Source organism: Bradyrhizobium sp. LA2.1 (genome assembly GCF_040547725.1).
Taxonomy (GTDB): domain Bacteria; phylum Pseudomonadota; class Alphaproteobacteria; order Rhizobiales; family Xanthobacteraceae; genus Bradyrhizobium; species Bradyrhizobium barranii.
In genome coordinates this window covers 247,206-269,790 of the sequence record NZ_JBEPQI010000008.1, presented here as the reverse complement: position 1 = coordinate 269,790, position 22,585 = coordinate 247,206, and the positions used below count along the sequence as shown (strand labels likewise).

The window sequence follows — 22,585 nt, the reverse complement described above, 5'->3', positions numbered from 1 at the left end:
ACCATGAAAATCGATACGCTCTCAGTCGACTTCTCCGACGAGCAGAAACGCTATCTCGAAGGCTTCACGACCGGTTTGCAGATCAGCCGGGTCGGTCGCGGTCTCGGCGGCAGCGCCAGCAAGGCCAATACCGAGGCCACGGGCCCCGACGCCGTCCACATCAAGGCGCAGGACAAGGTCATCGCAGCCGGCAAGAAGCTCGCCGACCAGGAGAAGTTCAAGCGCGACGAGCATCCCTTCGATGCCTATCCGCGACTGCGGCAGCAGGCGCTCGACAACGCGCCGCCGAGCCCGGCGGACAATTTCCGCTGGCGCTATTACGGCATCTTCTACGTCGCGCCGACGCAGGACTCCTACATGTGCCGGCTGCGCATCCCGAACGGCATCATGAAGCACTGGCAGCTGTCCGGCCTTGCCGATCTCGCCGACGATCTCTGCGGCCCGTACAGTCACGTCACGACGCGGGCCAATCTCCAGCTCCGCGAGATCCCGCCGAAGAACGCGATCAAGCTGATCGAGGGCATCCAGGACCTCGGCCTGTGCTCACGCGGCTCCGGCGCCGACAACATCCGCAACGTGACGGGGACGCCGACGGCCGGCATCGACCCGCAGGAACTGATCGACACGCGGCCCTATGCGCGTGAGTGGCACTACCACATCCTCAACGACCGCTCGCTCTACGGCCTGCCGCGCAAGTTCAACGTCGCCTTCGACGGCGCCGGCAGGATCGCGGTGCTGGAGGAAACCAACGACATCGCCTTCACCGCGTTCGAGGTGAAGGACGGTTTTGGCGTCGAGCCCGGAATCTGGTTCCGCCTCGGCCTCGGCGGCATCACCGGACACAAGGATTTCGCAAAGTACTCCGGCATCATCGTCAAGCCGGAGGAGGCCACCGCCGTCGCCGACGCCATCGTGCGCGTGTTCATCGATCACGGTGACCGCACCAACCGCAACAAGGCGCGTTTGAAATACGTGCTCGATGCCATGGGCCACGACGGTTTCCTTAAACTCGTCGAGGAGCGGCTGAAGACGCCGTTCACGCGCGTGCCGGAAGAGGCGTTTGCGCCGCGGCCAGCCGCGGACCGCATGGCGCATATCGGCGTGCACAAGCAGAAGCAGGACGGCTTGAACTGGATCGGCGTCTCGCTGACGCTCGGCAAGATCAGCTGCGATCAGATGCGGGGTTTGGCCAAAGTGGCGCAGGACCTCGGCGACGGCGAGATCCGCCTGACCGTCTGGCAGAACCTGCTGATATCAGGCGTGCGCGACGAGAATATCGAACTCGCCATTGCAGCGATCAAGCAGATCGGGCTCGCGGTCGAGGCCTCGCACATCCGCGCCGGCCTGATCGCCTGCACCGGCAGTGCCGGCTGCCGTTTCGCGGCTTCCAACACCAAGCGCAATGCCGCCGAGATCGGCGACTGGTGCGAGCCGCGCGTCGCCATGGACAAGCCGGTCAACATCCACGTCACCGGCTGCCATCATTCCTGCGCGCAGCATTACATCAGCGACATCGGCCTGATCGGAGCGCGCGTGCCGATCAACGACGAAGACACGGTGGACGGCTATCACCTCTTCACCGGCGGCGGGTTCGGTCCCGATGCGGATGTCGGGCAGGAGGTCTATCACGACCTCAAGGCCGAAGACGCGCCGAAGACGGTCGAGGGACTGCTCAAGGCCTATATCGCCCACCGCTCGTCGCCCGACGAGACCTTCCTGTCATTTGCGCGCCGCCATGATGGCGAAACGCTGCGCAAGCTTGCCGATGCACAGGTGTCCGCATGAACCAGATCACGCCTCCGCCGAAACTCGACATCATTCCCGCCAGCGCCCCGTTCTCCGACGCGCAGCGCTCGTGGCTCAACGGCTTCTTCGCCGGGCTGCTGTCGCCTGATGTGGCCACGCCGCTGTCGGCGGAGCAAGGCGCCGCCGTCATGCAAGCCGGCGACGGCGACGACGGTGAAGCGCCGTGGCACGACCAGACCATGCCGATTGCGGACCGGATGAAGCTCGCCGAAGGCCGTCCCGTGCGCCGCAAGATGATGGCCGCGATGGCGCAGCAGGATTGCGGGCAGTGCGGCTACAATTGCCACGATTATTCGGAGGCGATCGCCACCCGTAGCGAAGCACGGCTCAATCTCTGCGTCCCCGGCGGCAAGGAAACCGCGCGGATGCTGAAGTCGCTGTACGAGGAGCTGGACAAGGCGCCGGCGGCCAAGGCGGCCGACAAGGTGGATGCGGTGGCGGCGCCGGCCGTGACGGTGACGATCGCCGAGCCCGGCCGCTCGCGCGACAATCCGATCGCGGCGACATTCCTGTCGCGGCGCCTGCTCAACAAGGGGAAGTCGGAGAAAGAGACCTATCACGTCGAGTTCGATCTCGCGGAGAGCAAGCTCGACTATGTCGTCGGCGACAGCTTCGGCGTGTTCGCACGCAATGAGGTCGGCCTCGTCGATCAGATCATCGCGCTGCTCGGCGCCTCCCACACCACCAAGGTCAACGGCAAGACGCTGCGCGAGGTGCTGATCGACGACGTCTCGCTGTCGCCGGCGCCCGACACGCTGTTCGAGCTGCTCTCCTTCATCACCGGCGGCGCGCAGCGCGAGAAGGCGCGGGCGCTGGCGCAGGGCGAGGATCCCGATGGCGACGCCGCCACGCTCGACGTCATGGCGGCGCTCCAGAAGTTTTCGGGCACGCGGCCGCATCCCGAAGCCTTCGTCGAGGCGCTGGAGCCGCTCCAGCCGCGGCTCTATTCGATCTCGTCCTCGCACAATGCGACGCCGGGAAAACTGTCGCTAACGGTGGACTCCGTGCGTTACGTCATCGGCAAGCGCAAGCGGATCGGCGTGGCCTCGACCTTCCTCGGAGAACGCATCGCCGAGGGCGAGAAGCTGAAGGTCTATGTGCAGAAGGCGCACGGTTTCGGCCTGCCGCAGGATCCGAAGACACCTGTCATCATGATCGGCCCCGGCACCGGCATCGCGCCGTTCCGCGCCTTCCTGCTCGATCGCAAGGCGACCGGCGCGCCCGGCAAGAACTGGCTGTTCTTCGGCCATCAGCGCAGCGATTGCGATTTCTTCTACCAGGAAGAGCTCAACGCGATGAAGACCTCAGGGCTGCTGACGCGCATGTCGCTGGCCTGGTCGCGCGACGGCGAGAAGAAGTTCTACGTGCAGGACCGCATGCGCGAGGTCGGCCGCGAGGTGTGGACCTGGCTCGCCGAAGGCGCGCATCTCTACATCTGCGGCGATGCCAAGCGCATGGCCAAGGACGTCGAGCGCGCACTGGTCGACATCGTCGCGCAGTTCGGGGCACGTTCGACGGATGAAGCCGTCAGTTTTGTCGCCGAGCTCAAGAAGACGGGCCGCTTCCAGGCTGACGTCTACTAAGGCGCGAGCCGATCAGCGCAAATCGTCCCGGCGGCGCAACCGCCGGACGTCGCGCCGCTGGGCCGTTTCTACTGTGCATGGGGTTGTTTTCGATAATTTTGTTTGGAGGGGGCTGAAGGCCTCCGCCCGGCTGTCATCCCACCGTCATCCGGGCCGGTTCCAGCTGGCTCGGATCTTAACGAATAAGATTCTCGGAACGCTCGTGTGAAGAGAATTTGCGCCTGCGACGGGGCGCCTTCAGAGAACCTCCATCGCTATTTTCGCCGCCGTCTTGCCTCCCGCCAGGGTTGATCCTTCATACTCCCGCAAATGGGGCGTTGGAGATCGACCATGCGCGAACTATCGGCGGAAGCCAGGCTGCACTTCTACGCGCGCTCGCTCTCGCGTCGGACCGGGGCGAGCATGCACCACGTTGGGCTCTACAGCGCCTTCGCGGTCATCGCCGCCATCGTGTTCGGCACGCTTTCGGTGCACCCGTTCTGATTACGCCCCGCGCTTGAACGGCGCGACCTCGATCCCCGCATCCTTCAACGCCTGACGTAGCGTGCGCGCGATCTCGACGGCGCCGTGCGTGTCACCGTGGATGCAGACGGTGTCCGTGCGCATCTTGATCACCTTGCCCGTCACCGACACCACCGCGCCGTCCTGCACCATGCGCACTACACGGTCGGCGATCGCCTTGGCATCGTGCAGCACCGCGCCGGGCTTCTTGCGCGAGACGAGGTTGCCGTCGTCCTCATAGGCGCGGTCAGCAAATACCTCGTGCACCATCGGCAGATTGGCGTCTTCGCCGGCCTTCACCAGCTTCGAATTGGCGAGCACGACGAAGATCAGGCTCGGGTCGACCGCCCTAATGCCGGCGGCGATCGCCTTGGCCGTCATGTCATCCTCGCAGGCGACGTTGGAGAGCGCGCCGTGCGCCTTTACATGCGTCACCTTGTGGCCGGCTGCGGTCGCGATCGCCTGCAACGCGCCGATCTGGTAGGCGACGAGGTTCTCGATCTCGGAGGCTTTCAGGCCCGCGATCGGATGCCGGCCGAAACCGTGCAGATCGCGATAGCCGGGATGGGCGCCGACCGAGACGCCGCGCGCCTTCGCCAGCTCGACCGTCCGGCGCATGATGTCGGGGTCGCCGGCATGGAAGCCGCAGGCGACGTTGACCGAGCTGGCAAGGTCGATCATCGCGGCGTCGTTGCCCATCTCCCACGCGCCAAAACCTTCGCCGAGGTCGCAATTGAGATCGATCGTCTTCATGGGGTGCTCTCCGCCTCTGGTCGTCTTGTCGCTTACGGCTCCGCCGTGACCTGCCAGGTCCCGGCATCCATGGCGCTCACCGCATAGCCCGCGACATTAGCATCGCTGAGCGCCTCGATGTTCAGCTCGACGGTGTCGGAAGAGCGCAGGCGATCGGGCAGGTTGCGGATGAGTTGCCCGAACTTGCGCGCCTCCTCCTGCGCCTCGGCCATGGTGACCTCGAGGAAGCGGAACGCGGTTCCCGCCGAGGTCTGCGCGAGGCGGCCGACGTCGGCCGTGATCACGGTTGCGATCTTCGGATAGCCGCCGGACGTGCCGCGATCCATCATCAGCGCGATCGGCGAGCCGTTGCCGGGCACCTGGATACTGCCGTTGACGGTGCCGTCGGAGACGATGTTGTGGCCATGCAGATGCTTGATCGCCGGGCCCTCGAGCCGGTAGCCCATGCGGTCGGAGGTCGCCGAGATCTTCCACTCGCTGTCTAGGAACAGCGCCTTGTTGGCGTCGTCGAACTCGTCGTCCTGCGGTCCGAGCAGGACGCGGATCGGGCCTGTTGCAGGCTTCGGCAGCTCGATGCGCAGCTCGGGCGCGCCGCTTGCGGCATCAACTGTGAATTCATCGCCGGCCTGCAGCGGGCGCGGGTAGGGGCTGCCGAGGCCCGCGCGGGCGTTCACCGCAAGGCTGCCGAACACCAGTTCGCCTTTGATCCCGCCTTCGATCGCCAGATAAGTGAACGCGCCGCCGCGGGCAAAGCCCAGCGTCAGCGTCTCGTCGTCCTTGAGAGTCACTGACGTGTCCATAGCCACCGGCTTACCGGCGACGTCCGCATTGCGCGGCGCGCCTGATATCGCGACGCGCACGGCGCCGTCTTTGGCGGTGAATGTGGCGCCGAACGGGCCGATCTCGACCACGGCCGCGAACGGCTCGTTGCCGACCAGCGTGTTCGCGGCCGCCAGTGACAGACGGTCCATCGCACCGCTGACCGTCAGGCCGTAGCGCTGCGCGCCGTGGCGGCCGCCGTCCTGAACGGAGCTTGCGGGACCGATGCTGGCGATCACGAGCCGGCTCATGCGACCACCTGCTCGGCGATGATCTCGCCGGCCTCGGCGGCGCGATCCTGTTCCTCGAAGGTCTTGTGGTCGATGGCGAAAAACGTCACGCGATCACCGGGTTCGGTGAGAAAGGTCGGATTCCGGTGGAGTTGATAGGTTCTGACCGGCGTGCGACCGAGCAGGTGCCAGCCGCTTGGCGCGGCCAGGCACTGGATGCCGGCCTGGATGCCGCCGATCGAGATCGTGCCGGCGGGTGTGAAAAGCCGCGGGCTCTGCCGCCGCGACATGTGCAGGGATTTGTCGAGGCCGCTGAGATAGGACCAGCCCGGGGTGAAACCGATCATGGCAACGCGGTAGTCGCCGGCGACGTGACGGGCGACGATGTCGTCGGGCGTGGTGTTCAGCGCCTTGGCGACATCCTCGAGGTCGATGCCGTGTTCGCCGCCATAGGCGACGGGAATGCGCCAGCGCCGCGCCTTCGCGGCCGGCGGCAGCGGCTGGCTGGCGAGCGCAAGCAGCTTTTCGCCGAGCGCGTCGAAGCCGATCTTGCCGGGATCGTAATGCACCAGCAGCGAGCGATAGGTCGGAACGGTCTCGGTGATGCCGTCGATGGGGCTTGCTGCGAGCGCCTTGTCCAGCGCGAGCACGCGCTCGTTGGCGGCGTCATCGATGGTGCGGCTGAATTCAACCGTGACGGCGCTGTCGCCACTGGGCAGAAGGCGGGGCGGGGGAAGCGTCGCGGCCATGAGCTGTCGAAGGGCTGTCGAAATCGGGCTTCTCAGGAAATGCGGGCTCAGCCTTGAGTTCCGCTTTTCCCTGCTTCGCGTAAATGCGCCCGCAAGTCCAATAAATTAATGCAAGGGGAAACGATAAAGCGTTGTTATCGCGTCGCATAACAGCCCAGCGGCCCTGCGTTCTTGCTGGCTCTTTGGCCCTTGACGCAAGGGCTGCGGCTCGCAAGATGCGCGCGTTCTTTCCCGCCCATCCGGAGCTCGTTCTCGTCCATGTCGCTGTCCCCCGAAGCCCGCAAGACCCTCGCCGGCATCACCACTGCCACCATCACCACGGTCCTGCTGAAGAAGGGCCTGCGCAACGTGTGGATGCGCGGCGCGCGTCCGCTGCGTCCGGGCCTGCCGCGCCTGGTCGGGCCGGCCTTCACGCTGCGCTTCGTGCCGGCGCGCGAGGATCTGGCGACGCCGGAATCCTGGTCGTCGCCGATCTCGACCCGCACCGCGATCGAGGCGATGCCGGACGGCTGTATTGCCGTGGTCGATGCCATGGGCATCACCGATGCCGGCATCTTCGGCGACATTCTTTGCGCGCGCATGATGAAGCGCGGCGTGACCGCACTCGTCACCGACGGCGTGGTACGTGACGTCGAGGGCGTGCTCGGCACCAATCTTCCGGTGTGGTGCGACGGCTATGCCGCGCCGCCGTCGGTTGCAGGCCTCACCTTCGTCGGCTGGGGCGAGCCGATCGGCTGCGGCGGCGTTGCGGTGTTCCCGAACGACATCGTGGTCGCCGACCAGGACGGCTGCGTGCTGATCCCGCAGGCGATGCTCGATCACGTGCTCAATGAGAGCGTCGAGCAGGAGCGGATGGAAGCCTGGATCGTCAACGAGGTGAATAACGGCGCGGTGCTGCCGGGCCTCTATCCCATGAACGCCGAAACCAAGGCGCGCTACGCCGCCAGCAAGAAGTAACAGGAAACGAGGTATCCCATGGAAATCACTGTCGCAGGCACGCGGCCGACCCGCCGCGCGCCGAAGGAAAATTTTACGGGCACCGTGTTGCAGGACCCCGTGATCATGGCGCCGGCGCCGGCGCGGCTGAACTGCTCGCGCGTCACCTTTGAGCCGGGCGCGCGTACCAACTGGCACCACCATCCGCTTGGGCAGACGCTCTACGTGATTTCGGGCGTCGGCCGCGTCCAGACCAAGGGTGGCCCTGTCAAGGAGATCCGTCCCGGTGACACCGTCTGGATTCCGCCGGGTGAACTGCACTGGCACGGCGCCTCGCCAAACAACAGCATGTGCCACATCGCCATGCAGGAGGCGCTCGACGGCGTCTATTCGACCTGGCTGGAGCCGGTGACCGACACGGAGTACGGCGCGGCGCTGGGCTAATCTCTCGTGCCCCGGATGCAATGCAGCGCGTCAGCGCTGCGTTGCCGATCCGGGGCCCACAAGCTTCCTCAAAGCAAGTGCCCTTAGGTCCCGGCTCAGCGCAGCAACGCTGCGCGTTGCAGCGCGTCCGGGACGCGGCAAATCACATCCGCTCCGCCGTCCACGTGCCCGTGCACAGGCGGCCGCGCCATGTGCCGGAGCCTGAAGTGCCGCTGAGCCGGCCGAAGCCGACGGCGCGTTTGATCCCGGTGCTCAAGGTGACGTTGATGCTGCCGGCATCGGCCACGCGGCCGGATGCTGAAACCACAGCGCTGCTCGATGCGATCTGACCGTTGCTGATGCCGATCGAGACCGTTGCACCGTTACCGCAAGTCTCGCTCGATGATGAGATGCGGACATTCCATGCGCCGTCGAAGGTAGAGGTCGCCGCGCCCGCCTGCGTCAGCGGGACGGCGATGGCGACAATGCTGGCGAAGAGACCTTTGCGAAATCCGTTCATGACACGCCCCGTTGGTTGATCATGGGGGGATCGTGGCACGAGCGCGGAACCCGCGATGTGAGGGCTGTCACGTGCGCAAGGGGCTCCTTGAGGTGGCGCACTCCGCAAAGAGATCGCGGACAAAAGCAAAGGGGCCCGGATCGCGGGCCCCTCGTCTCGGTTCGAACGTCGAAGTCGGACTCAGTTCACGCGCGTCCAGGTCTGGCCGCCGCAGAACATGCCGCCGAAGGCGCAGCCCTGCACGCGCAGGCGGTCGGTGCCCTTCATCGCGATCGTGGAATCGTAGGTCGAGCCGGAGTTGGGATCGAGGATGCGGCCGGACCATTTCTGATCCTTGTTCTGGTCCTTGGCGGGTTTCATGTTGATGAGGACCTGTTCGCCGTTCTGGTTCGATTTGCTGTCGACCGAATAGCCGCAGAGATTGCTGCCGCATTGCTCGATGCGGACCTTGCCTTCCTTTTCCTCGGTGAGCCAGATGCCGAGCGGTGAATTGAGATCGCGCGCGGGCGCGGCTGCGGGAGCCGGGGGAGCGACGGCGGCGGCCTGAACAGGTGCGGGTGACGGGGCAGGCGCTGGAGGCGGCGCCGGGGGGGCAGCAGCCACGGTCGGGGCCGGCGGCGGCGCCACGGCGGGCGCTGCCTGCTGCTCGACCGGAGCGGGCGCCGGAGGCGGTGCTGGTGGCGGCAACACGGCCGCCTCAGCCGGCGCGTTGCTGGCGGTTGCAGACGGCGGTGGAGCGGGCGGGGGCGGAACTGGCGGCGGCGCTGCAGCGGCCGGCGCCTGTTCGGTTGCAGGCGGCGCGGCGACAGGGGCGGGAGCTGGCGCCGGAGCGGCCTGAGGTTGCGGATCAACCTTGGCCTGTTGCGGCGCCTGCTGGCCCGGGGTCGTCTCGTTCTTCTTGGCTTTCTTCGCCTTGCCATGGCCGGTGTTATCGTAGACGCCGGGGATCTGCACCGTGCCGCGGTCCGGATCGATGCGGATGGTGCGCCCGCCATATTCGAAAGTGTACTGCGCCTGCGCAGCGGTGCTCGCCAAAAGGAATGCGGCCGTGGCCAACAGCTTCCTCATTTCCGTCTCCTGAACAGCTGGTCCCCGTACCAACGCTTACGCGTCGGTTCGATCGCAAAAAGTGATCTAGATCACTGTCACCGTATGAGTCGTGGTCCGGCTGGTTCGGGTTCAATAACGTTGAACTCCGTCCAGAGTTGGACGGCGGCGCGGCGCAGCTCTGGACGGGGTATGGGATGGGCAAGTAAAACCGTTGTGGTTGAAGCTTCCGAAAGCACACGCAAATGCTACAGCTGCGCCTTGGCGAACTTGTTCTGATCGTAGTCGCTTGCCTTGCTGCGACACTGGCGCACGCGGCCGGGCTCGGGTTTATCGAAGTGCCGGCGGACGCCGGCGGCCCCGCGCTCACGGGCATGGTGTGGACACCTTGTGCGGCGCCGCCCTCCGAGGTCGTTCTGGGCGGCGGTGTCGTCCTGCCGGGTGTGAAGGATTGTCCGGTAGCGGGCAGTCGACTGCCGCTGATCGTCGTGTCGCACGGACGGCGCGGCTCGTTTTTGGGCCACGTCGACACGGCGACCGCGTTGGCCGATGCCGGCTTCGTGGTCGCTGCGATCAATCACCCAGGCGACACTGCCAGCGACAGCAGCCGGACCGATGAGTTCTCCGTCCTGGTCGAGCGTCCCGCCGACATGAAGCGGCTTACGGATTTCATGCTCGGCGCCTGGAAGGAAGCGGCGGTCCTGGACCCCAAGCGGGTTGGTTTGTTCGGGTTCTCGCGCGGCGCCTATACCGGTCTCGTCGTGATCGGCGGCAACCCCGATTTTGGCGCGCTCGCTCCGCTCTGCGATAGAGATGGAGCCACGACGCCAAAATGCCAGGCCATTCGCGATGGCCTTGTGCCAACAGAGGCGGCCGTACACGACCCCCGCATCAGAGCCGCCGTGCTGGCGGATCCGCCGCTTTATGAAGGCCTTTTCAACCGGGAGCGCCTCGCCAATGTGACGATCCCGCTTCTCTTATGGCGTTCGGCGTTCGGCGGCGACGGTGTCGTGCCCGCTTCAGTCGATACGCTGGAACAAATGCTTCCCGCGCGCCCTGACTTCCGGATCGTGCCGAACTCGTCGCACTTTTCCTTTCTTGCGCCATGTCCACCCAAGCTGGCCGAAGCCGCGCCGATCCTGTGCACTGATCCGCCCGGGTTCGACAGGGAAGCGTTTCACAGCGCCTTCAACGACGCGGCCGTGAGCTTCTTCCGCAAGCATCTGGAGTGACGGACAAGATCGGTCGCTAGTCGAACCAGGCGGCGTAGATCTTCCTGTAGCTGCCGTCCTCCATCGAGATGTGCAGCCACTGGTCGACGAAAGCCTTCAGCGCCATGTCGCGCTGGAGCCAGTAGGCCTTCTCCGAGAAGTCGAACGGCTTTTCGGGATGCACCGCGCAGAGCACGCCGGAATGCTGCTTCTGCTGGTAGCGGGTCTCGGAAGCGTCCGTCATCATCAAATCGGCGTTGCCCTTGGCGATCTCGTCGAAGATCACGGTGTTGTCGGGGAAGACGTTGATCTCGGCGTCCTTGATGTTGGCGCGCGCGAACCGCTCGTTGGTGCCGCCGGGATTGACGATGACGCGGGTGCCCTTCTTGTCGATGTCGGCGATGCTCTGGTACTTGCCGACGTCGGCGCAGCGTGCGATCGGCGTCTTGCCTTCGCGCATGATCGACGTCGAGAAGAAGCCCTTCTTCTGCCGGTCGAGCGTGACCGAGACGCCGCCCATGGCGATGTCGAACTGGTCGGCCTCGAAGTCCTTCATGAGCTTCGGCCAGGCCGTCGGCACGAATTCGACCTTGACGCCGAGCGCCTTGCCGAGTGCCTCCGCCATGTCGACGTCGAAGCCGCTGAACTGCTGCGTCGCCTTGTCCAGGTAGGTGAAAGGCTTGTAGTCGCCGGTCATGCCGACGCGCAAAGTGCCGCGCTTGACGATCTCGTCGAGGCGCGACGGCGCCGGCTGCTGCGCATATGCCGAAAAGTTCGCCAGCAGGACCGCGACCAAAGCCGCCACGATTCGAACGATCATCTCTTTTCCACCCATGCCCGAGCTGTCATTGTGCAGCTCTTGAAACTTGGATTTAGACCAGATGCCCGTCGCTGGCGAGGCGGAATTGAAGGGAATTTAGGGTGACGATCTCGATGTATGACGCCTCGGTCGGCGTCTTCGTGCCGTATCTGCGCAACCTGTCGGCACTGCTGGACAAGGGCGTCGCCTATGCGGAAAGCCGGAAGTTCAATCCGGCCGTCCTGCTCGGCATGCGCATGGCGCCGAACATGTACGATCTGGCGCAGCAGATAGGGGAGGCGTGCCGCCATGCCACGGTCGCGCCAGCCTTGCTGGCCGACCAGGAGCCGGTGGCGCTGCCGGCGCTGGAGCACGACATCGCCGGGCTTCAGGCGCGCATTGCGACGTCAATCGAGTTCATCGAAAGCCTGTCGCGCGCCGAGATCGATAGTGCGGCGGAGCGGAATGTCTTCTTCAGGCTGAAAAACGGGACCGAGCTGCCCTTCACCGGGCGGACGCTGCTGCTGACGTTCAGCGTCCCGCAATTCTTCTTCCACGTCACGACGTCCTACGACTTGCTCCGGCATGCCGGCGTCGAGCTCGTGAAGCGGGATTTTCTCGGCCCCCGCGAGCGCTAGGCTTCGCCCTTGCGCTCGTAATCGGCGAGCGAGCTGCGGCCGGCGATCTCGCTGCGCAGCTCCTCGAAGCGCCGATGTGCCTCGTCCTCGTGCGCGTCGACGAAATGCACTGCGGCTTCGCTCGTCATCGGGCCGCTGACCACGGGCGCGGACTGCTCGCCGATGGTCTCGTGGACGTAGAACTGGCCGTCATCGCCGCGATAGACCGTCCATTTCAGACGGATCGCCACCATCGGCCCCGGACCGACCTTGCTGTAGCCATCGGCATCGGTGTGCTCCGGCACCAGCGGCTGCTCCTCGACCACAGGATGCTCGTGCTCGTCGACCATCGCATGCTCGTCGACCACCACATGCTCGTCGACCACCACATGCTCGTCGACCACCACATGCTCGTCGGCGATCGGATGCTCGTCGGCGACGACCTGCTCACCGTCGACCACCATTTCGGTCTCGGTCTCGCGGACGGGCTCGGGGTGCTCCAAAATGCTGGCGATGGTTGCCAGCGCGTGGTCGGTCGGGTCGATCTCTGACAAGGGTTCATCCTCCAGCTCGACGCGGCCGGCAAGTCTGTCCCACTGCCGCCGCGGCCGGACTTATTACGCGGGTTTGATTAAGGCTGAGTTGGGGCTCGATCTGCACCAAAATGGGACGCATTCTGGCGTTCCGGAGGCGGGCGGATAACCGCCCGCCCGGAGGTCGGCTCAGCCGAGCACGTCCTGATTGATGATGTTCTGCCGGATGGGATCGCCGTCCAGCACACTCAGGATATTGCGAGCGGTCTGCTCGCTCATGCGGCTCACCGCCTCGACGGTGACGCCGGCGACGTGCGGGGCCATGATGACGTTGGGCAGCGCGAACAGCGCGTTGCTGACCGGCGGCGGCTCCACCTCGAACACGTCGACCCCGGCACCGGCAATCCTGCCGGAGACCAGGGCGTCGTATAGCGCGGCCTCCTTCACGATGCCGCCGCGTGCGGTGTTGATGAGATAGGATTTCGGCTTCATCCGGCCGATCCGCGCCGCATCGAACAGGCCGACGGTTTCCGGCGTCTTCGGGCAATGGATGGTGACGAAGTCGGCGTTGGGCAGCGCGGCGTCGAGATCGGCGATGGGCTCGCAGCCAGCGGCCTTGATCTCGGCCGCAGGCTTGTAGGGATCGTAGACCTGCACCTTCATTTCCATCGCCAGGCAGCGCTTGGCGGTGCGTGTGCCGATGCGGCCGAAGCCGATGACGAGCACGTTCTTGCCGTAGAGGTCGAACGGCAGCATGCCGAGCCGGTTGGCCCATTGGCCATCCTTGACGCAGGCGTGCATCTCATTGGCGCGCTTGGCCAGCGTCAGCATCATGAACAGTGCCTGCTCGGCGACCGAGGGCGAGTTGGCGCTGCCCGCCACCATCAGCGGCACCTTGCGGCGGGAGAGGGCGGGCACGTCGACGGCGTCGTAACCGACGCCGATGCGGGTCACCACCTTCATGTCCTTCGAGGCCTCGAGCTCGGTCTCACCGAAGGCGGTGGCACCCAGCGCCACGCCGTGAACCGGCGCGTGGTTCTTCAGCAAGGCTTCGAAATCCTTGGCCGAGATCAGGTTCGGAAACTCGACGAGCTCGATATCGTCCCGCTGGGTGAGGAGGGCGCGGGCCCCTTGCGACAAAGTTTGTGTAACGAAAATCTTCTTCTTGTTGGTCGCCATCGCTCCCCGCCTGCTTGCGTTTCTTGAGACGGCGTCACAGCACGACGCCGGTGTCTTCGTTTAGCAGGTGCATATTGTTGAGGTCCATCGCCAAACGCATGGGTGCCCCGTCCTTGGCGCCGGCGTTGGGATCGACGCGGCCGCAGACCGGCGTGCCGTCGAGCCCGAAATAGACCAGGGTCTCCATCCCCATCGGCTCGGTGACGTCGAGCACGGTGTCGAAGGTCTCTACGCCGGGCCCCAGATGCGCATGCGACTCGGTGAGGTGCTCGGGCCGGAGGCCGAGCAGCAGCTTGTCGGTGCGCGGCAGCGCGTTGTAGCGCGTGGCGCGGGCCGGTGGCAGCGCAAAGGCGATGCGGTCGGTCAGACGGATCTGAAGCGCGCCGCCGACGTCCTCCAGCCGGCACGGGATGAAATTCATCGCGGGCGAGCCAATGAAGCCGGCGACGAAGCGCGTCGCCGGCTTGTGGTAGAGCTCGTTGGGCGTGCCGATCTGCTCGATGCGGCCCTTGTTCATCACAACGACGCGGTCAGCCAACGTCATCGCCTCGACCTGGTCGTGGGTGACGTAGACCGTGGTGGTGCGCACCTTCTGATGCACCTTCTTGATCTCGATCCGCATCTGCACGCGCAGCTTGGCGTCGAGATTGGACAGCGGCTCGTCGAACAGGAACACTTTCGGATTCCGCACGATGGCGCGGCCCATCGCGACACGCTGGCGCTGGCCGCCGGAGAGCTGCTTCGGCTTGCGGTCGATCAGGTCGGTGATGTCGAGGAGGCGGGCGGCTTCCGTGACCCGCGCCTTGATCTGGGCCTTGGGAAAGTGCTTCAGGCGCAGCCCGAACGACATGTTCTCCGCGACCGTCATGTGCGGGTAGAGCGCGTAGTTCTGGAACACCATGGCGATATCGCGATCCTTCGGCGGTACGTCATTGACGACGTCGCCGCCGATCATGATGTCGCCGTCGCTGATGTCCTCGAGGCCCGCGATCATGCGCAGCGTCGTCGACTTGCCGCAGCCCGAAGGCCCAACCAGCACGATGAACTCATGGTCGGCGATGTCCAAGTCGATGCCGCGCACGGCTTCGACATCATCGTAACGCTTGACCACCTTCCGCAATGCAACGTCAGCCATGAGACATCAACCCTTTGTCGCGCCGGCGGTCAGGCCGGCGATGTAGTAGTCCATCAGGAAGGCGTAGATAACCAGCGGCGGAGCTGCGCCGAGCAGCGCGCCGGTCATGATCTGGCCCCAGTTGAAGACGTCGCCCTTGATCAGGGTGGTGGTGATGCCGACCGGGAGCACGAGCTGGTCGATGGACGTCGTGAACACCAGGGGATAGAGGAACTGCGCCCAGGACACCGTGAAGGCGAAGATGGTCGCGGCAATCAGGCCCGGCAGCGCGACCGGAATAAAGATCCGCGTCAGGGTCTGAAGCCATGAGGCGCCGTCGATGATCGCGGCCTCGTCGAGCTCCTTCGGGATCGAGGCGAAATAGCCGATCATGATCCAGGTGCAGAACGGCACCGTCAGCGTCGGATAGACGAATAGCAGCACGTACCATCGGTTCAGGAGCGTGATGCCGGTGATGTCCTGAACCAGCGCCAGCATCTTGAACAGCGGGATGAAGAGGAGGCTGTCCGGAACCAGGTAGGTCAGGAACACGCCGGTGGCGAGCGTCGTCGAGCCCCAGAACTTCATCCGCGCGAGCGCGAAGGCGGCAGGGATGCTGATCAGCATCGTGACGAGCACAACCACCAGCGACACGATGGTCGAATTCCAGAAGAACCGGAGGAATTGGTTCGACGTCAGTAGTTCGACATAGTTCGCCAGCGTCGGGTGGAACACCCACCACGGATTGGTCGCAGCCGAGATCTCCGCGCTGCTCTTGAGCGAGGTGATCACCATGTAGAGCGGCGGCGTCAGAAAGAAGATCGCAAACAGCACCAGGAAGAAATAGGACCAGCGCAGCGCCCAGGTACGGTCGCGGCTCATGCTGCCATATTTAACCTTGCGCCGGGGGCCGGCCTTGTCGATCGCTATTGTGCTCATCAGGATTCGTTCCCGCGTTTATTGACGTCGCGCAGGATGAAGATCGCTGCGACGGCGAGGATCGGGACCATGAACAGCGAGACGCTGGCGCCGAGCGGAATGTCGTTGCTCTCGATGCCGACCCGGAACGCATAGGTGGCAAAGATCTGGGTCTGGTCGAGAGGCCCGCCTGAGGTCAGGATGCGGACGATGTCGAAATTAGCGAAGGTGACGATCAGCGAGAACAGCGTCGTGATCGCGATGATGTTGCGCATCATCGGCAGCGTCACGTACCACATCTTCTGCCACCAATTGGCGCCGTCGATTGCGGCGGCCTCGTAGAGCTGGTCCGGCACCGATTTCAGCGCCGCCAGGTACATGATCAGGAAGAACGGCGCGCCGTACCAGACGTTGACGAGGATGACTGAAAAGCGCGCCCAGGCGGCATTGCCGAGCCAGTTGATGGGACCGATGCCGAAGAAGGAGAGCGTGTAGTTGAAGGCGCTGTAGGAGGGGTCGAACAGCCACAGCCAGGCGAGCGTGCTCATCGCCGGCGGGATCACCCAGGGCACCAGCAGCATGCCGCGCCATTTGCGCTGGCCCTTGGCCGGTATGTTGTGCACGAAATGCGCGACGATGAAGCCGATCAGCGCCTTGAAGAACACGGCGGTGATCGCGAAGATGCAGGACTGCTCCACCACCATCCAGAACGTCTCGCGCTTGAACAGGAAGGTGAAGTTGCCGAAGCCGACGAATTTTTGCATCGACTTGTTCAGCGTCGCGAGGTGGATCGAGAACAGGGCAGGGTAAAGCACGAACAGCGCGATCAGCAGGATCAGCGGCAGCGTCAGGAAGAACGCCACGGTCGATTTCCGCTTCAACGCATTGTGCAGGCCCGTCCGTTTGCGCGCGCTCGCCGTGCGGGCGACGCGACCGTCCTCAACGACGACATCGGCCATGTCAGTGTCCTTGGGTCAAGCTTCCTTGCGGAATGTCCAACGGCGGAGCCGGCACCCGCGTGTCGGCTCGATCTGCTCATTCCATCGAACGGTGGGGTGCCCTGGCGGCTCACGCGGGGATGCGTGAACCGCCGTGGCACACCCGGGCTTAGGTTCGCATGAAGCCTTCACACTCGCCTTCGCCCCAGGCGATTGCGGTCTCCAACTTTTCGCCCTGCGCAAAGCGCAGCGCCATCTTGGTCAGCGTGGCCTGCGCGTAGATCTGCTGGGCGATCTTCGGCGGCGCCGGAGAGGCCGCAATCGACAGTGTCTGATGATTGTAGGGATTTGGATAGTGATAGAGCGTGCCCTTCGGCGGGCCTACCTCGGCCCAGGTCTTCAGCGTCGTCATCTTCGCATAGGCCGGCAAATCGTAGCCGCCGCTCGCCGCGACGAACTTTTCGATCGATGACGGCTGTGACAGAAATGCCAGAAGGCTCTTGGCCGATGCCTTGTTCTTGGAGAAATTCCAGAGACCCCAGAAATAGGGCAGGAACGGCGCATACCGGCCTTTAGGACCGGAGGGGAAGCCGTGCGTCCAGCATTGCTCGGCGACCTGCGGCGCGTCGCGCTTGGCGACCGCCCAGGCGCTCGGCGGATTCATGATGAGGGCGCCGCGGCCGGAGATCAGCCATTTGTTGTTCGAGGCATCGTCCCAGGACGGTGCGTCCGGCGGCAGGAAGGCGATCAGCTTCTTGTAGTATTCGAGCGCCTGGCGAACCTCATCGGTCTTCACCGTGACATCGCCCTTGGCGTTGACGAGTTCGGCGCCGAACGACTGGAAGATGGCGCCCGCGGTATCGACGCTGTCGGTGGTCTCGCCGAGACCGATTCCGAATGGGAAACCTGCCTTCTGGCAGGCTTCCGCCGCCTTCAGGAATGTATCCATATTCCAGCTATCGGCCTTGGGCGGCGCGCCGACGGGGTACAGTTCCTGGACGTCGATCCCCGCATGCTTCTTCATGAGGTCGATGCGCGAGCAGGGCCCCTTGATCTGGCTCCCCGGGGTTGCCGGGACCGCAAGCCATTTGCCGTTGGCCTTGCCGAGATATTTGACCGTGTCGTTGACCTCACCGTTCTGCTTGATCGCCTCCTCGACCACGTCGTTCACCGGTTCAAACTGCTCGGCATACGCATGCGGCCACCAGGTGTACATCTGAAGAATGTCGTGACCGGATTTGGCCTGCGCTTCGGCCGCGACCGTCAACTCGATCTTCTTGTTGTTGCTGGTGATGTAGTCGATGGAGACTTCGACCTTCTCCTTTTCAGCCCATTCCTTGACCATGGCGGTGGAGGCGTCGTTGGCACCGGGCACCCAGTGGTCCCAGAAGCCGATCGAGAGTTTGCCGGCGGCGTAAGCGCCGCGGACATAGGGCGCTGTGATCAGCGCTGCGGAGGACATTGCAGTGGCGGCTACAAATTGACGTCGCGTCAGTGTCTTGCGTGACATCTCGTTTCCTCACCTGGATGTTTTATTGTTTTCGCGTTTCCTCTGGCATTCCGAGTTTTGTTTTTGATTTTTGGTTCGCGTTTCTTGGTGCTACCGCCTCGCCGTGAAATCGCGCGAAGCGCAGCAAATTGGTAGCGCGATCAGATCATGATTGATCCCGTCTGTCGAGGAAGCCGAACGGCTCGCCGTCTAGAACTAACGTTGCGTCCGGGAACGCGGCGGCGCCGTCTCGCGAAGCACACCCGGAGGTGAACCTCGGAGGCGCATTTTGCGACGCACACTTCGGGGCAAGGAGAGCGGGACATCTCGTGCGCAATTACGCCGCAGTTTCGAATAAGCCTTCATAACCGCTTCGCGCCAAACAGTTTTCGGGCGTGGACAGCAATTGGCTGCGGCTGGACCGCGAAGCGGCGAAAACGATAGAGTTGCAACCGGCGGGTGGCCCCGACCCGGACAGGACAATCGGATCGACGATGGAGACCAGAATGATCAACCCGGCGCCGCCTGCGCGGCTTCACCTGCGGCGATGGTTCGCGCTGGGCTCCGTGCTCGCGGTGCTGCTCGGCGCCGCTGCGGTTGCGCAGGCGCAAGGCCTGGTCAAGGGCGTTCAGGATGGAGCCGCGGCCGGCAACAAGGCGGCCGGGCCCGTTGGCGGCGTGCTGGGCGGTGCGATCGGCGGCGTGGTCGGTGTCTTCACCGGCGTGCTCGGCGTCAACAACCAGCCGGCTCCGGCTGCCAAGGACGCGAGCAAGGATGCCAGCAAGGACGCGAGCAAGGATTCCAAGCAGCCGGGCGCCGGCAAGGACAAGGGCGCCAAGGAGACCGCCAAGGCGGCCAAGGGCGCCAAGGCGAGCAAGGAAGCCAGGAATGCGCCGCAGGACAACAAGGACAATAAGGACGTCACCGTCCTCACCCAGCCCGGCGCGCCGCAACAGAGCGCCGAGCAGATCGTCGCCAACAGCGATTCCTATATCGAGCGGATCAAGACCGAGTTGAACCTGACGCCCGATCAGGAGAAGCACTGGTTCGGCTTCTCGAGCGCTATGCACTACCTGGGGCATAATGGCGCGGAGCGGCTCAACCTGCGGATCGCTCGCGCCAAGCGGGATCCGCCTGACGACATCATCGAGCAGATGCGCAACGAATCGCAATTCTTGATCGACCGCGCCGCCGACCAGCGCAACGTCGCCGATGCCGCCGAGCCGCTTTATTCGAGCCTCGACGACAAGCAGAAGCAGGTCTTCATCCAGGAGATGGTGCGCCTCAGTCACGAGCGCGGGCTGGATTAATCAAGTTGAATCCGATTGCGGGCGCCTGAATTAACGGCGCCCGCCACGAATTCGTGAATCCTCTCCGCATTTCGGGTATGGTTAGCTTCGTAAGCTGACTGCGGGGTTGATATGGCGGACGGACTCTCCGTTTTCCTGGTCGAAGACGAGGCGTTGATCCGGATGATGATCGCCGACATGGTGGAGGAACTCGGCCACCATGTCGTCGCAGAGGCGGACAATGTCCGGGACGCGAGCGCCTTTGCGATGACTGCGCAATACGATTTCGCCATCCTCGACATCAACCTGAAGGGCCTCTACGTCGATCCGGTCGCCGACCTGATCGAGCGCCGCGGCAAGCCGTTTCTGTTCGCCACCGGCTACGGGCCGGAGCTGCTGCCGTCCTTGCTCCGGCGGCGGCCGATCCTGCGCAAGCCGATTTCCCTCGACCAGCTCAAGGTGATGATCGATTCGCTGTTTCCGGACGCGGTCGCCAAAGTTCCTCACTGAGAAGGCTGCTCACCGAGAAGGCGCCGTACCGAGATCGCCAACGAAAATGGCCGCCCGTGAGGGGCGGCCATTTGGCGAAAGAATGTCTCGTCGTCTCAGATCAGGCCGGTGCTGAGGTCGATGCCGCGCGCCATCACGCCGAACGAGGCGACCAGGCCCATGCAGCAGAACAGCAAGATGATCTTGAACGAAGAATCGGCAAAACGGGTTTCGACGGCGACCGGGATCGCGGCAAGCGAAATCATGCTCATGTTCATTCCCCCCTTTGTTGACCCCTGAATTGCATCAGGTAAGGGAAGCTCTTAGAGCAAAAAGTTTGACGCGAGCTTGCGAGGGATCGTTAACGGAAGCGCAATCGCTCGCGTGTTTTCGCGAGCAGCGAGCGGTCCCGCAAGTCTCAGTTGCGGCCGTTCTTCAGCACGGTGGCGATGGTATGGGCCGTCATGGCGGCGCGATCAGAGGCGCGCTGCGCGGCCAGCCGGTCGCGGGCCTTTTCCGCGATCAGGAGCTCGATCAGGGCCAGCCGCTTGTCATCGTCGTCCGCCTCGGTCAGCAGGCGGTGATAGCGGTGATAGTCGAAACCGAAGTCCTGCTTACGCATGTCACGCCCCCGCAACTACGGGAATTGTTTCCCATCGGACACAGTCGGGCAAGCACGATCCTGCGTGGAACCGTGCCTTGGCTGCAATCAGCTGTGTATAGTTAACGGACTGGACGGCGTCGGAGCCGATCGCGGCTCATCAATCCGGATTGTGGTCGGCGAACATCTTCAGGCCGACGAAGCTCGCGTCGGGTTTCGTCACCAGCCTGGTCGGGATATTGCGCAAATAGTCCTGGAAGCGTCCCTTGGCTTCGAAGCGCGCCCGGAACGCGGAAGCGGCAAGGAACTCCGGAAAGCGCGGCACGATCCCGCCGGCGATGTAGACGCCGCCGCGGGCGCCGAAGGTCACCGCGAGATTGCCCGTGACTGAGCCGAGGATGGCGCAAAACATCTCCAGCGTCGCGCGGCTCAGTTCGCAACTGCCCTCCAGGGCGGCCTTGGTGATGGCGGCGGCGTCGCGGTGCGGCACCTGGGCGCCGTCGACCTCCGCCAGCGCCTCGTAAAGGTTTTGCAGGCCGGAGCCCGAAAGCGCGCCGCGCTCGATGGAGACATGACCGAGACGTCGGCGCATGGCCGCGATCACGCGCTCCTCGCGCTCGGTTTCCGCCGGCAAAGTGGCGTGGCCTGCCTCGGTGACGACCGCCAGCCGGGCGCCGTGGCGTTCGACCAGACAAGAGACGCCAAAACCGGTTCCAGGCCCAACCACCAGCAGCGGCTCTCCCGGGAGGCCGTCCTGGCCGCCGAGCGGGATCAAATCGGCAGGCTTCAGGGCGGGCAGGGACCAGGCTACGACCTCGAAATCATTGAGCACATGCACGCTCTCGAAGCCGAGGGCCGGCTGGAGCTCGTTGCCGTCGATGACCCACGGACTGTTGGTCATGACGCAGCGGTTATTGGTCACGGGACCCGCGACGGCCAGCACGGCTCGTTTGGGCTGCTTGCCGCCGGACCGGCGCGCAAGGACGTCGGCGATGGCTTCCCGGACGGTCGGGAAGTCAGCGACCTTCACATAGTCGATGGGCCCGGCCTGGTCGCCGCTGTCCGATGCGCTTTCGCTCAGCGCAAAGCGCGCATTGGTGCCGCCGATATCGGCGAGAAGAATCTGTCCTGTCTTGCCGATACTCATGACCTTGTGGCTGCCGCGCCCTGCAGGCTCGCGGGAACCGTTGCCTCCGCTCCATCCGATCCGCAATTTGCGAACGTTCTAGAATCCGTCCTTGGGTGAGCCTAGTCAACTCGGACAACGCCAAACCGTTGCATCCCAGGTGCGACGGGCGCGATATCGCCGCATGTGTCGATGGTTGCGAAGCCGCGCGGGAAGATCGACATTGGACGGATCGTTCGGCGCCCGTCGCGCCGGACGGCTGGAACGAGACCTTGCGATGCAGATTTCCGACCGCGACGTGCTGCTGGTGATCGACGTGCAGAACGACTTTTGCACCGGCGGAGCGCTCGCCGTTCCCGGCGGCGAGAAGGTTGTTCCGGCGATCAACCGAATTGCCGCAAAATTCACCAATGTGGTGCTGACCCAGGACTGGCATCCGGGCGATCACGTCTCGTTCGCACCGAACCATGCGGGCAAGCAGCCGTTCCAGACCATCGAGCTCGACTACGGCACCCAGGTGCTGTGGCCGACGCACTGCGTGCAAGGCACGGTGGGCGCTGAATTCCATGGGGAGCTCGAAATTACCAGGGCAAACCTCGTGGTGCGCAAAGGCTTTCGTCGCGGCATCGATTCCTATTCGGCGCTGTTCGAGAACGACCACCGGACGCCGACCGGGCTGCTCGGCTATTTGCGCGAGCGCGAGCTGAAGACCGTCTTCATCGCCGGTCTGGCGCTGGATTTCTGTGTTCGTTTCTCGGCGGAAGATGCCCGCAAGGCGGGGTTCGAGGTCGCCGTCATCGAGGATGCATGCCGCGGCATCGATCTCGACGGCTCGGTGGCCGCGACCCACCGGAGTTTTCGCGAGCGCGGTATTTCGATCGTCAGCCTGGATGCCTTGCTGTGAGGACCTTGAGA

At 64.4% G+C, this 22,585-nt stretch carries 25 protein-coding genes; 10 read left to right on the top strand and 15 right to left on the bottom strand.

The features are described from left to right. The first annotated feature begins 3 nt into the window (after positions 1 to 3). From ABIB95_RS18250 to ABIB95_RS18240, 3 genes are all read left to right on the top strand, one after another. Entirely contained in the window at positions 4 to 1,785 is a 1,782-nt protein-coding gene (locus ABIB95_RS18250) for a NirA family protein (RefSeq protein WP_354241000.1), read from the top strand. After that, complete coding sequence (locus ABIB95_RS18245; protein WP_071913802.1) at positions 1,782 to 3,389, top strand: sulfite reductase subunit alpha; 1,608 nt, start codon at positions 1,782 to 1,784, stop codon at positions 3,387 to 3,389. The genes ABIB95_RS18250 and ABIB95_RS18245 overlap by 4 nt, the downstream gene beginning before the upstream one ends. A gap of 330 nt (positions 3,390 to 3,719) precedes the next feature. After that, the gene (locus ABIB95_RS18240) at positions 3,720 to 3,872 is read left to right on the top strand and encodes a hypothetical protein (RefSeq protein WP_014495196.1); all 153 of its coding nucleotides are present in this window, start codon (positions 3,720 to 3,722) and stop codon (positions 3,870 to 3,872) included. Here ABIB95_RS18240 and ABIB95_RS18235 read toward each other — a convergent pair whose 3' ends face one another. The 3 genes from ABIB95_RS18235 to pxpB are packed head-to-tail and all read right to left on the bottom strand — an operon-like array spanning position 3,873 to position 6,441. Beyond that, the gene (locus ABIB95_RS18235; RefSeq protein WP_135213662.1) at positions 3,873 to 4,643 is read right to left on the bottom strand and encodes a LamB/YcsF family protein; all 771 of its coding nucleotides are present in this window, start codon (positions 4,641 to 4,643) and stop codon (positions 3,873 to 3,875) included. Positions 4,644 to 4,675: 32 nt separating this feature from the next. After that, complete coding sequence (locus tag ABIB95_RS18230) at positions 4,676 to 5,713, bottom strand: 5-oxoprolinase subunit C family protein (protein WP_071913806.1); 1,038 nt, start codon at positions 5,711 to 5,713, stop codon at positions 4,676 to 4,678. After that, complete coding sequence (gene pxpB / locus ABIB95_RS18225) at positions 5,710 to 6,441, bottom strand: 5-oxoprolinase subunit PxpB (RefSeq protein WP_071913808.1); 732 nt, start codon at positions 6,439 to 6,441, stop codon at positions 5,710 to 5,712. The genes ABIB95_RS18230 and pxpB overlap by 4 nt, the downstream gene beginning before the upstream one ends. Positions 6,442 to 6,699: 258 nt before the next feature. Here pxpB and ABIB95_RS18220 point away from each other — a divergent pair, with 258 nt between their 5' ends. Both ABIB95_RS18220 and ABIB95_RS18215 read left to right on the top strand, forming a co-directional pair. Next, on the top strand, positions 6,700 to 7,398 hold the full coding sequence (locus tag ABIB95_RS18220) for a ribonuclease activity regulator RraA (RefSeq protein ID WP_071913810.1): 699 nt from the start codon (positions 6,700 to 6,702) through the stop codon (positions 7,396 to 7,398). Between the two features lie 18 nt (positions 7,399 to 7,416). After that, the gene (locus ABIB95_RS18215; RefSeq protein WP_354240997.1) at positions 7,417 to 7,821 is read left to right on the top strand and encodes a (R)-mandelonitrile lyase; all 405 of its coding nucleotides are present in this window, start codon (positions 7,417 to 7,419) and stop codon (positions 7,819 to 7,821) included. A gap of 142 nt (positions 7,822 to 7,963) precedes the next feature. Here the strand turns inward: ABIB95_RS18215 and ABIB95_RS18210 are convergent, their stop codons facing one another. Together ABIB95_RS18210 and ABIB95_RS18205 are read right to left on the bottom strand one after the other, a co-directional pair. Continuing rightward, complete coding sequence (locus tag ABIB95_RS18210) at positions 7,964 to 8,320, bottom strand: hypothetical protein (protein ID WP_354240995.1); 357 nt, start codon at positions 8,318 to 8,320, stop codon at positions 7,964 to 7,966. 180 nt (positions 8,321 to 8,500) lie between these two features. Next, the gene (locus tag ABIB95_RS18205; protein ID WP_354240993.1) at positions 8,501 to 9,388 is read right to left on the bottom strand and encodes a DUF2147 domain-containing protein; all 888 of its coding nucleotides are present in this window, start codon (positions 9,386 to 9,388) and stop codon (positions 8,501 to 8,503) included. A gap of 224 nt (positions 9,389 to 9,612) precedes the next feature. Here ABIB95_RS18205 and ABIB95_RS18200 point away from each other — a divergent pair, with 224 nt between their 5' ends. Then, positions 9,613 to 10,599 carry an alpha/beta hydrolase family protein gene (locus tag ABIB95_RS18200; RefSeq protein WP_354240991.1) on the top strand — a complete coding sequence of 329 codons (987 nt, stop codon included), beginning with the start codon at positions 9,613 to 9,615 and terminating at the stop codon, positions 10,597 to 10,599. 16 nt (positions 10,600 to 10,615) lie between these two features. Here the strand turns inward: ABIB95_RS18200 and ABIB95_RS18195 are convergent, their stop codons facing one another. Continuing rightward, positions 10,616 to 11,398: a transporter substrate-binding domain-containing protein gene (locus ABIB95_RS18195; RefSeq protein ID WP_354240989.1), complete on the bottom strand. Its 783-nt coding sequence runs from the start codon at positions 11,396 to 11,398 to the stop codon at positions 10,616 to 10,618. A gap of 113 nt (positions 11,399 to 11,511) precedes the next feature. On the opposite strand from ABIB95_RS18195, the gene ABIB95_RS18190 reads away from it, so the two are divergent. Further along, on the top strand, positions 11,512 to 12,015 hold the full coding sequence (locus ABIB95_RS18190) for a DUF1993 domain-containing protein (RefSeq protein ID WP_028158770.1): 504 nt from the start codon (positions 11,512 to 11,514) through the stop codon (positions 12,013 to 12,015). On the opposite strand, the gene ABIB95_RS18185 is transcribed toward ABIB95_RS18190, so the two are convergent. From ABIB95_RS18185 to ABIB95_RS18160, 6 genes are all read right to left on the bottom strand, one after another. Beyond that, positions 12,012 to 12,548: a hypothetical protein gene (locus tag ABIB95_RS18185; RefSeq protein ID WP_354240987.1), complete on the bottom strand. Its 537-nt coding sequence runs from the start codon at positions 12,546 to 12,548 to the stop codon at positions 12,012 to 12,014. The genes ABIB95_RS18190 and ABIB95_RS18185 overlap by 4 nt on opposite strands. A 168-nt stretch (positions 12,549 to 12,716) precedes the next feature. Further along, positions 12,717 to 13,706 (bottom strand): hydroxyacid dehydrogenase, encoded by a 990-nt coding sequence (locus ABIB95_RS18180; protein ID WP_354240985.1) that lies wholly within the window; start codon positions 13,704 to 13,706, stop codon positions 12,717 to 12,719. Positions 13,707 to 13,740: 34 nt separating this feature from the next. Next, positions 13,741 to 14,841 carry an ABC transporter ATP-binding protein gene (locus ABIB95_RS18175; RefSeq protein WP_354240983.1) on the bottom strand — a complete coding sequence of 367 codons (1,101 nt, stop codon included), beginning with the start codon at positions 14,839 to 14,841 and terminating at the stop codon, positions 13,741 to 13,743. 6 nt (positions 14,842 to 14,847) lie between these two features. Next, complete coding sequence (locus ABIB95_RS18170) at positions 14,848 to 15,759, bottom strand: carbohydrate ABC transporter permease (protein ID WP_063983243.1); 912 nt, start codon at positions 15,757 to 15,759, stop codon at positions 14,848 to 14,850. Next, complete coding sequence (locus ABIB95_RS18165; protein ID WP_085399008.1) at positions 15,759 to 16,697, bottom strand: carbohydrate ABC transporter permease; 939 nt, start codon at positions 16,695 to 16,697, stop codon at positions 15,759 to 15,761. The genes ABIB95_RS18170 and ABIB95_RS18165 overlap by 1 nt, the downstream gene beginning before the upstream one ends. Positions 16,698 to 16,845: 148 nt before the next feature. Further along, positions 16,846 to 18,186, bottom strand: a complete 1,341-nt coding sequence (locus ABIB95_RS18160) for an ABC transporter substrate-binding protein (RefSeq protein WP_354240981.1) — start codon at positions 18,184 to 18,186, stop codon at positions 16,846 to 16,848. Between the two features lie 485 nt (positions 18,187 to 18,671). On the opposite strand from ABIB95_RS18160, the gene ABIB95_RS18155 reads away from it, so the two are divergent. Next, the gene (locus tag ABIB95_RS18155) at positions 18,672 to 19,475 is read left to right on the top strand and encodes a Spy/CpxP family protein refolding chaperone (protein ID WP_085399009.1); all 804 of its coding nucleotides are present in this window, start codon (positions 18,672 to 18,674) and stop codon (positions 19,473 to 19,475) included. 111 nt (positions 19,476 to 19,586) lie between these two features. Continuing rightward, positions 19,587 to 19,964, top strand: coding sequence for a response regulator (locus tag ABIB95_RS18150; protein WP_354240978.1), 378 nt, complete (start codon positions 19,587 to 19,589; stop codon positions 19,962 to 19,964). Positions 19,965 to 20,059: 95 nt separating this feature from the next. Here ABIB95_RS18150 and ABIB95_RS18145 read toward each other — a convergent pair whose 3' ends face one another. From ABIB95_RS18145 to glk, 3 genes are all read right to left on the bottom strand, one after another. Next, the gene (locus ABIB95_RS18145; protein ID WP_354240976.1) at positions 20,060 to 20,215 is read right to left on the bottom strand and encodes a hypothetical protein; all 156 of its coding nucleotides are present in this window, start codon (positions 20,213 to 20,215) and stop codon (positions 20,060 to 20,062) included. 146 nt (positions 20,216 to 20,361) lie between these two features. After that, a complete protein-coding gene (locus tag ABIB95_RS18140; RefSeq protein WP_354240974.1) occupies positions 20,362 to 20,565 on the bottom strand; it encodes a hypothetical protein in 204 nt (67 codons plus the stop codon). A gap of 139 nt (positions 20,566 to 20,704) precedes the next feature. Next, positions 20,705 to 21,691 carry a glucokinase gene (gene glk, locus ABIB95_RS18135; protein WP_071913829.1) on the bottom strand — a complete coding sequence of 329 codons (987 nt, stop codon included), beginning with the start codon at positions 21,689 to 21,691 and terminating at the stop codon, positions 20,705 to 20,707. A 256-nt stretch (positions 21,692 to 21,947) separates the two neighbouring features. Between glk and pncA the strand changes: the two genes are divergently transcribed. Further along, complete coding sequence (gene pncA / locus ABIB95_RS18130; RefSeq protein ID WP_354240971.1) at positions 21,948 to 22,574, top strand: bifunctional nicotinamidase/pyrazinamidase; 627 nt, start codon at positions 21,948 to 21,950, stop codon at positions 22,572 to 22,574. The last annotated feature ends 11 nt before the right edge of the window (positions 22,575 to 22,585 follow it).

Excerpts from the sequence above, each read along its gene's own strand:
- ABIB95_RS18250 (WP_354241000.1), top strand. The coding sequence starts at position 4 with ATGAAAATCGATACGCTCTCAGTCGACTTCTCCGACGAGCAGAAACGC.
- ABIB95_RS18245 (WP_071913802.1), top strand. The coding sequence starts at position 1,782 with ATGAACCAGATCACGCCTCCGCCGAAACTCGACATCATTCCCGCCAGC.
- ABIB95_RS18240 (WP_014495196.1), top strand. The coding sequence starts at position 3,720 with ATGCGCGAACTATCGGCGGAAGCCAGGCTGCACTTCTACGCGCGCTCG.
- ABIB95_RS18235 (WP_135213662.1), bottom strand. The coding sequence starts at position 4,643 with ATGAAGACGATCGATCTCAATTGCGACCTCGGCGAAGGTTTTGGCGCG.
- ABIB95_RS18230 (WP_071913806.1), bottom strand. The coding sequence starts at position 5,713 with ATGAGCCGGCTCGTGATCGCCAGCATCGGTCCCGCAAGCTCCGTTCAG.
- pxpB (WP_071913808.1), bottom strand. The coding sequence starts at position 6,441 with ATGGCCGCGACGCTTCCCCCGCCCCGCCTTCTGCCCAGTGGCGACAGC.
- ABIB95_RS18220 (WP_071913810.1), top strand. The coding sequence starts at position 6,700 with ATGTCGCTGTCCCCCGAAGCCCGCAAGACCCTCGCCGGCATCACCACT.
- ABIB95_RS18215 (WP_354240997.1), top strand. The coding sequence starts at position 7,417 with ATGGAAATCACTGTCGCAGGCACGCGGCCGACCCGCCGCGCGCCGAAG.
- ABIB95_RS18210 (WP_354240995.1), bottom strand. The coding sequence starts at position 8,320 with ATGAACGGATTTCGCAAAGGTCTCTTCGCCAGCATTGTCGCCATCGCC.
- ABIB95_RS18205 (WP_354240993.1), bottom strand. The coding sequence starts at position 9,388 with ATGAGGAAGCTGTTGGCCACGGCCGCATTCCTTTTGGCGAGCACCGCT.
- ABIB95_RS18200 (WP_354240991.1), top strand. The coding sequence starts at position 9,613 with ATGCTACAGCTGCGCCTTGGCGAACTTGTTCTGATCGTAGTCGCTTGC.
- ABIB95_RS18195 (WP_354240989.1), bottom strand. The coding sequence starts at position 11,398 with ATGATCGTTCGAATCGTGGCGGCTTTGGTCGCGGTCCTGCTGGCGAAC.
- ABIB95_RS18190 (WP_028158770.1), top strand. The coding sequence starts at position 11,512 with ATGTATGACGCCTCGGTCGGCGTCTTCGTGCCGTATCTGCGCAACCTG.
- ABIB95_RS18180 (WP_354240985.1), bottom strand. The coding sequence starts at position 13,706 with ATGGCGACCAACAAGAAGAAGATTTTCGTTACACAAACTTTGTCGCAA.
- ABIB95_RS18175 (WP_354240983.1), bottom strand. The coding sequence starts at position 14,841 with ATGGCTGACGTTGCATTGCGGAAGGTGGTCAAGCGTTACGATGATGTC.
- ABIB95_RS18170 (WP_063983243.1), bottom strand. The coding sequence starts at position 15,759 with ATGAGCACAATAGCGATCGACAAGGCCGGCCCCCGGCGCAAGGTTAAA.
- ABIB95_RS18165 (WP_085399008.1), bottom strand. The coding sequence starts at position 16,697 with ATGGCCGATGTCGTCGTTGAGGACGGTCGCGTCGCCCGCACGGCGAGC.
- ABIB95_RS18160 (WP_354240981.1), bottom strand. The coding sequence starts at position 18,186 with ATGTCACGCAAGACACTGACGCGACGTCAATTTGTAGCCGCCACTGCA.
- ABIB95_RS18155 (WP_085399009.1), top strand. The coding sequence starts at position 18,672 with ATGATCAACCCGGCGCCGCCTGCGCGGCTTCACCTGCGGCGATGGTTC.
- ABIB95_RS18150 (WP_354240978.1), top strand. The coding sequence starts at position 19,587 with ATGGCGGACGGACTCTCCGTTTTCCTGGTCGAAGACGAGGCGTTGATC.
- ABIB95_RS18145 (WP_354240976.1), bottom strand. The coding sequence starts at position 20,215 with ATGAGCATGATTTCGCTTGCCGCGATCCCGGTCGCCGTCGAAACCCGT.
- ABIB95_RS18140 (WP_354240974.1), bottom strand. The coding sequence starts at position 20,565 with ATGCGTAAGCAGGACTTCGGTTTCGACTATCACCGCTATCACCGCCTG.
- glk (WP_071913829.1), bottom strand. The coding sequence starts at position 21,691 with ATGAGTATCGGCAAGACAGGACAGATTCTTCTCGCCGATATCGGCGGC.
- pncA (WP_354240971.1), top strand. The coding sequence starts at position 21,948 with ATGCAGATTTCCGACCGCGACGTGCTGCTGGTGATCGACGTGCAGAAC.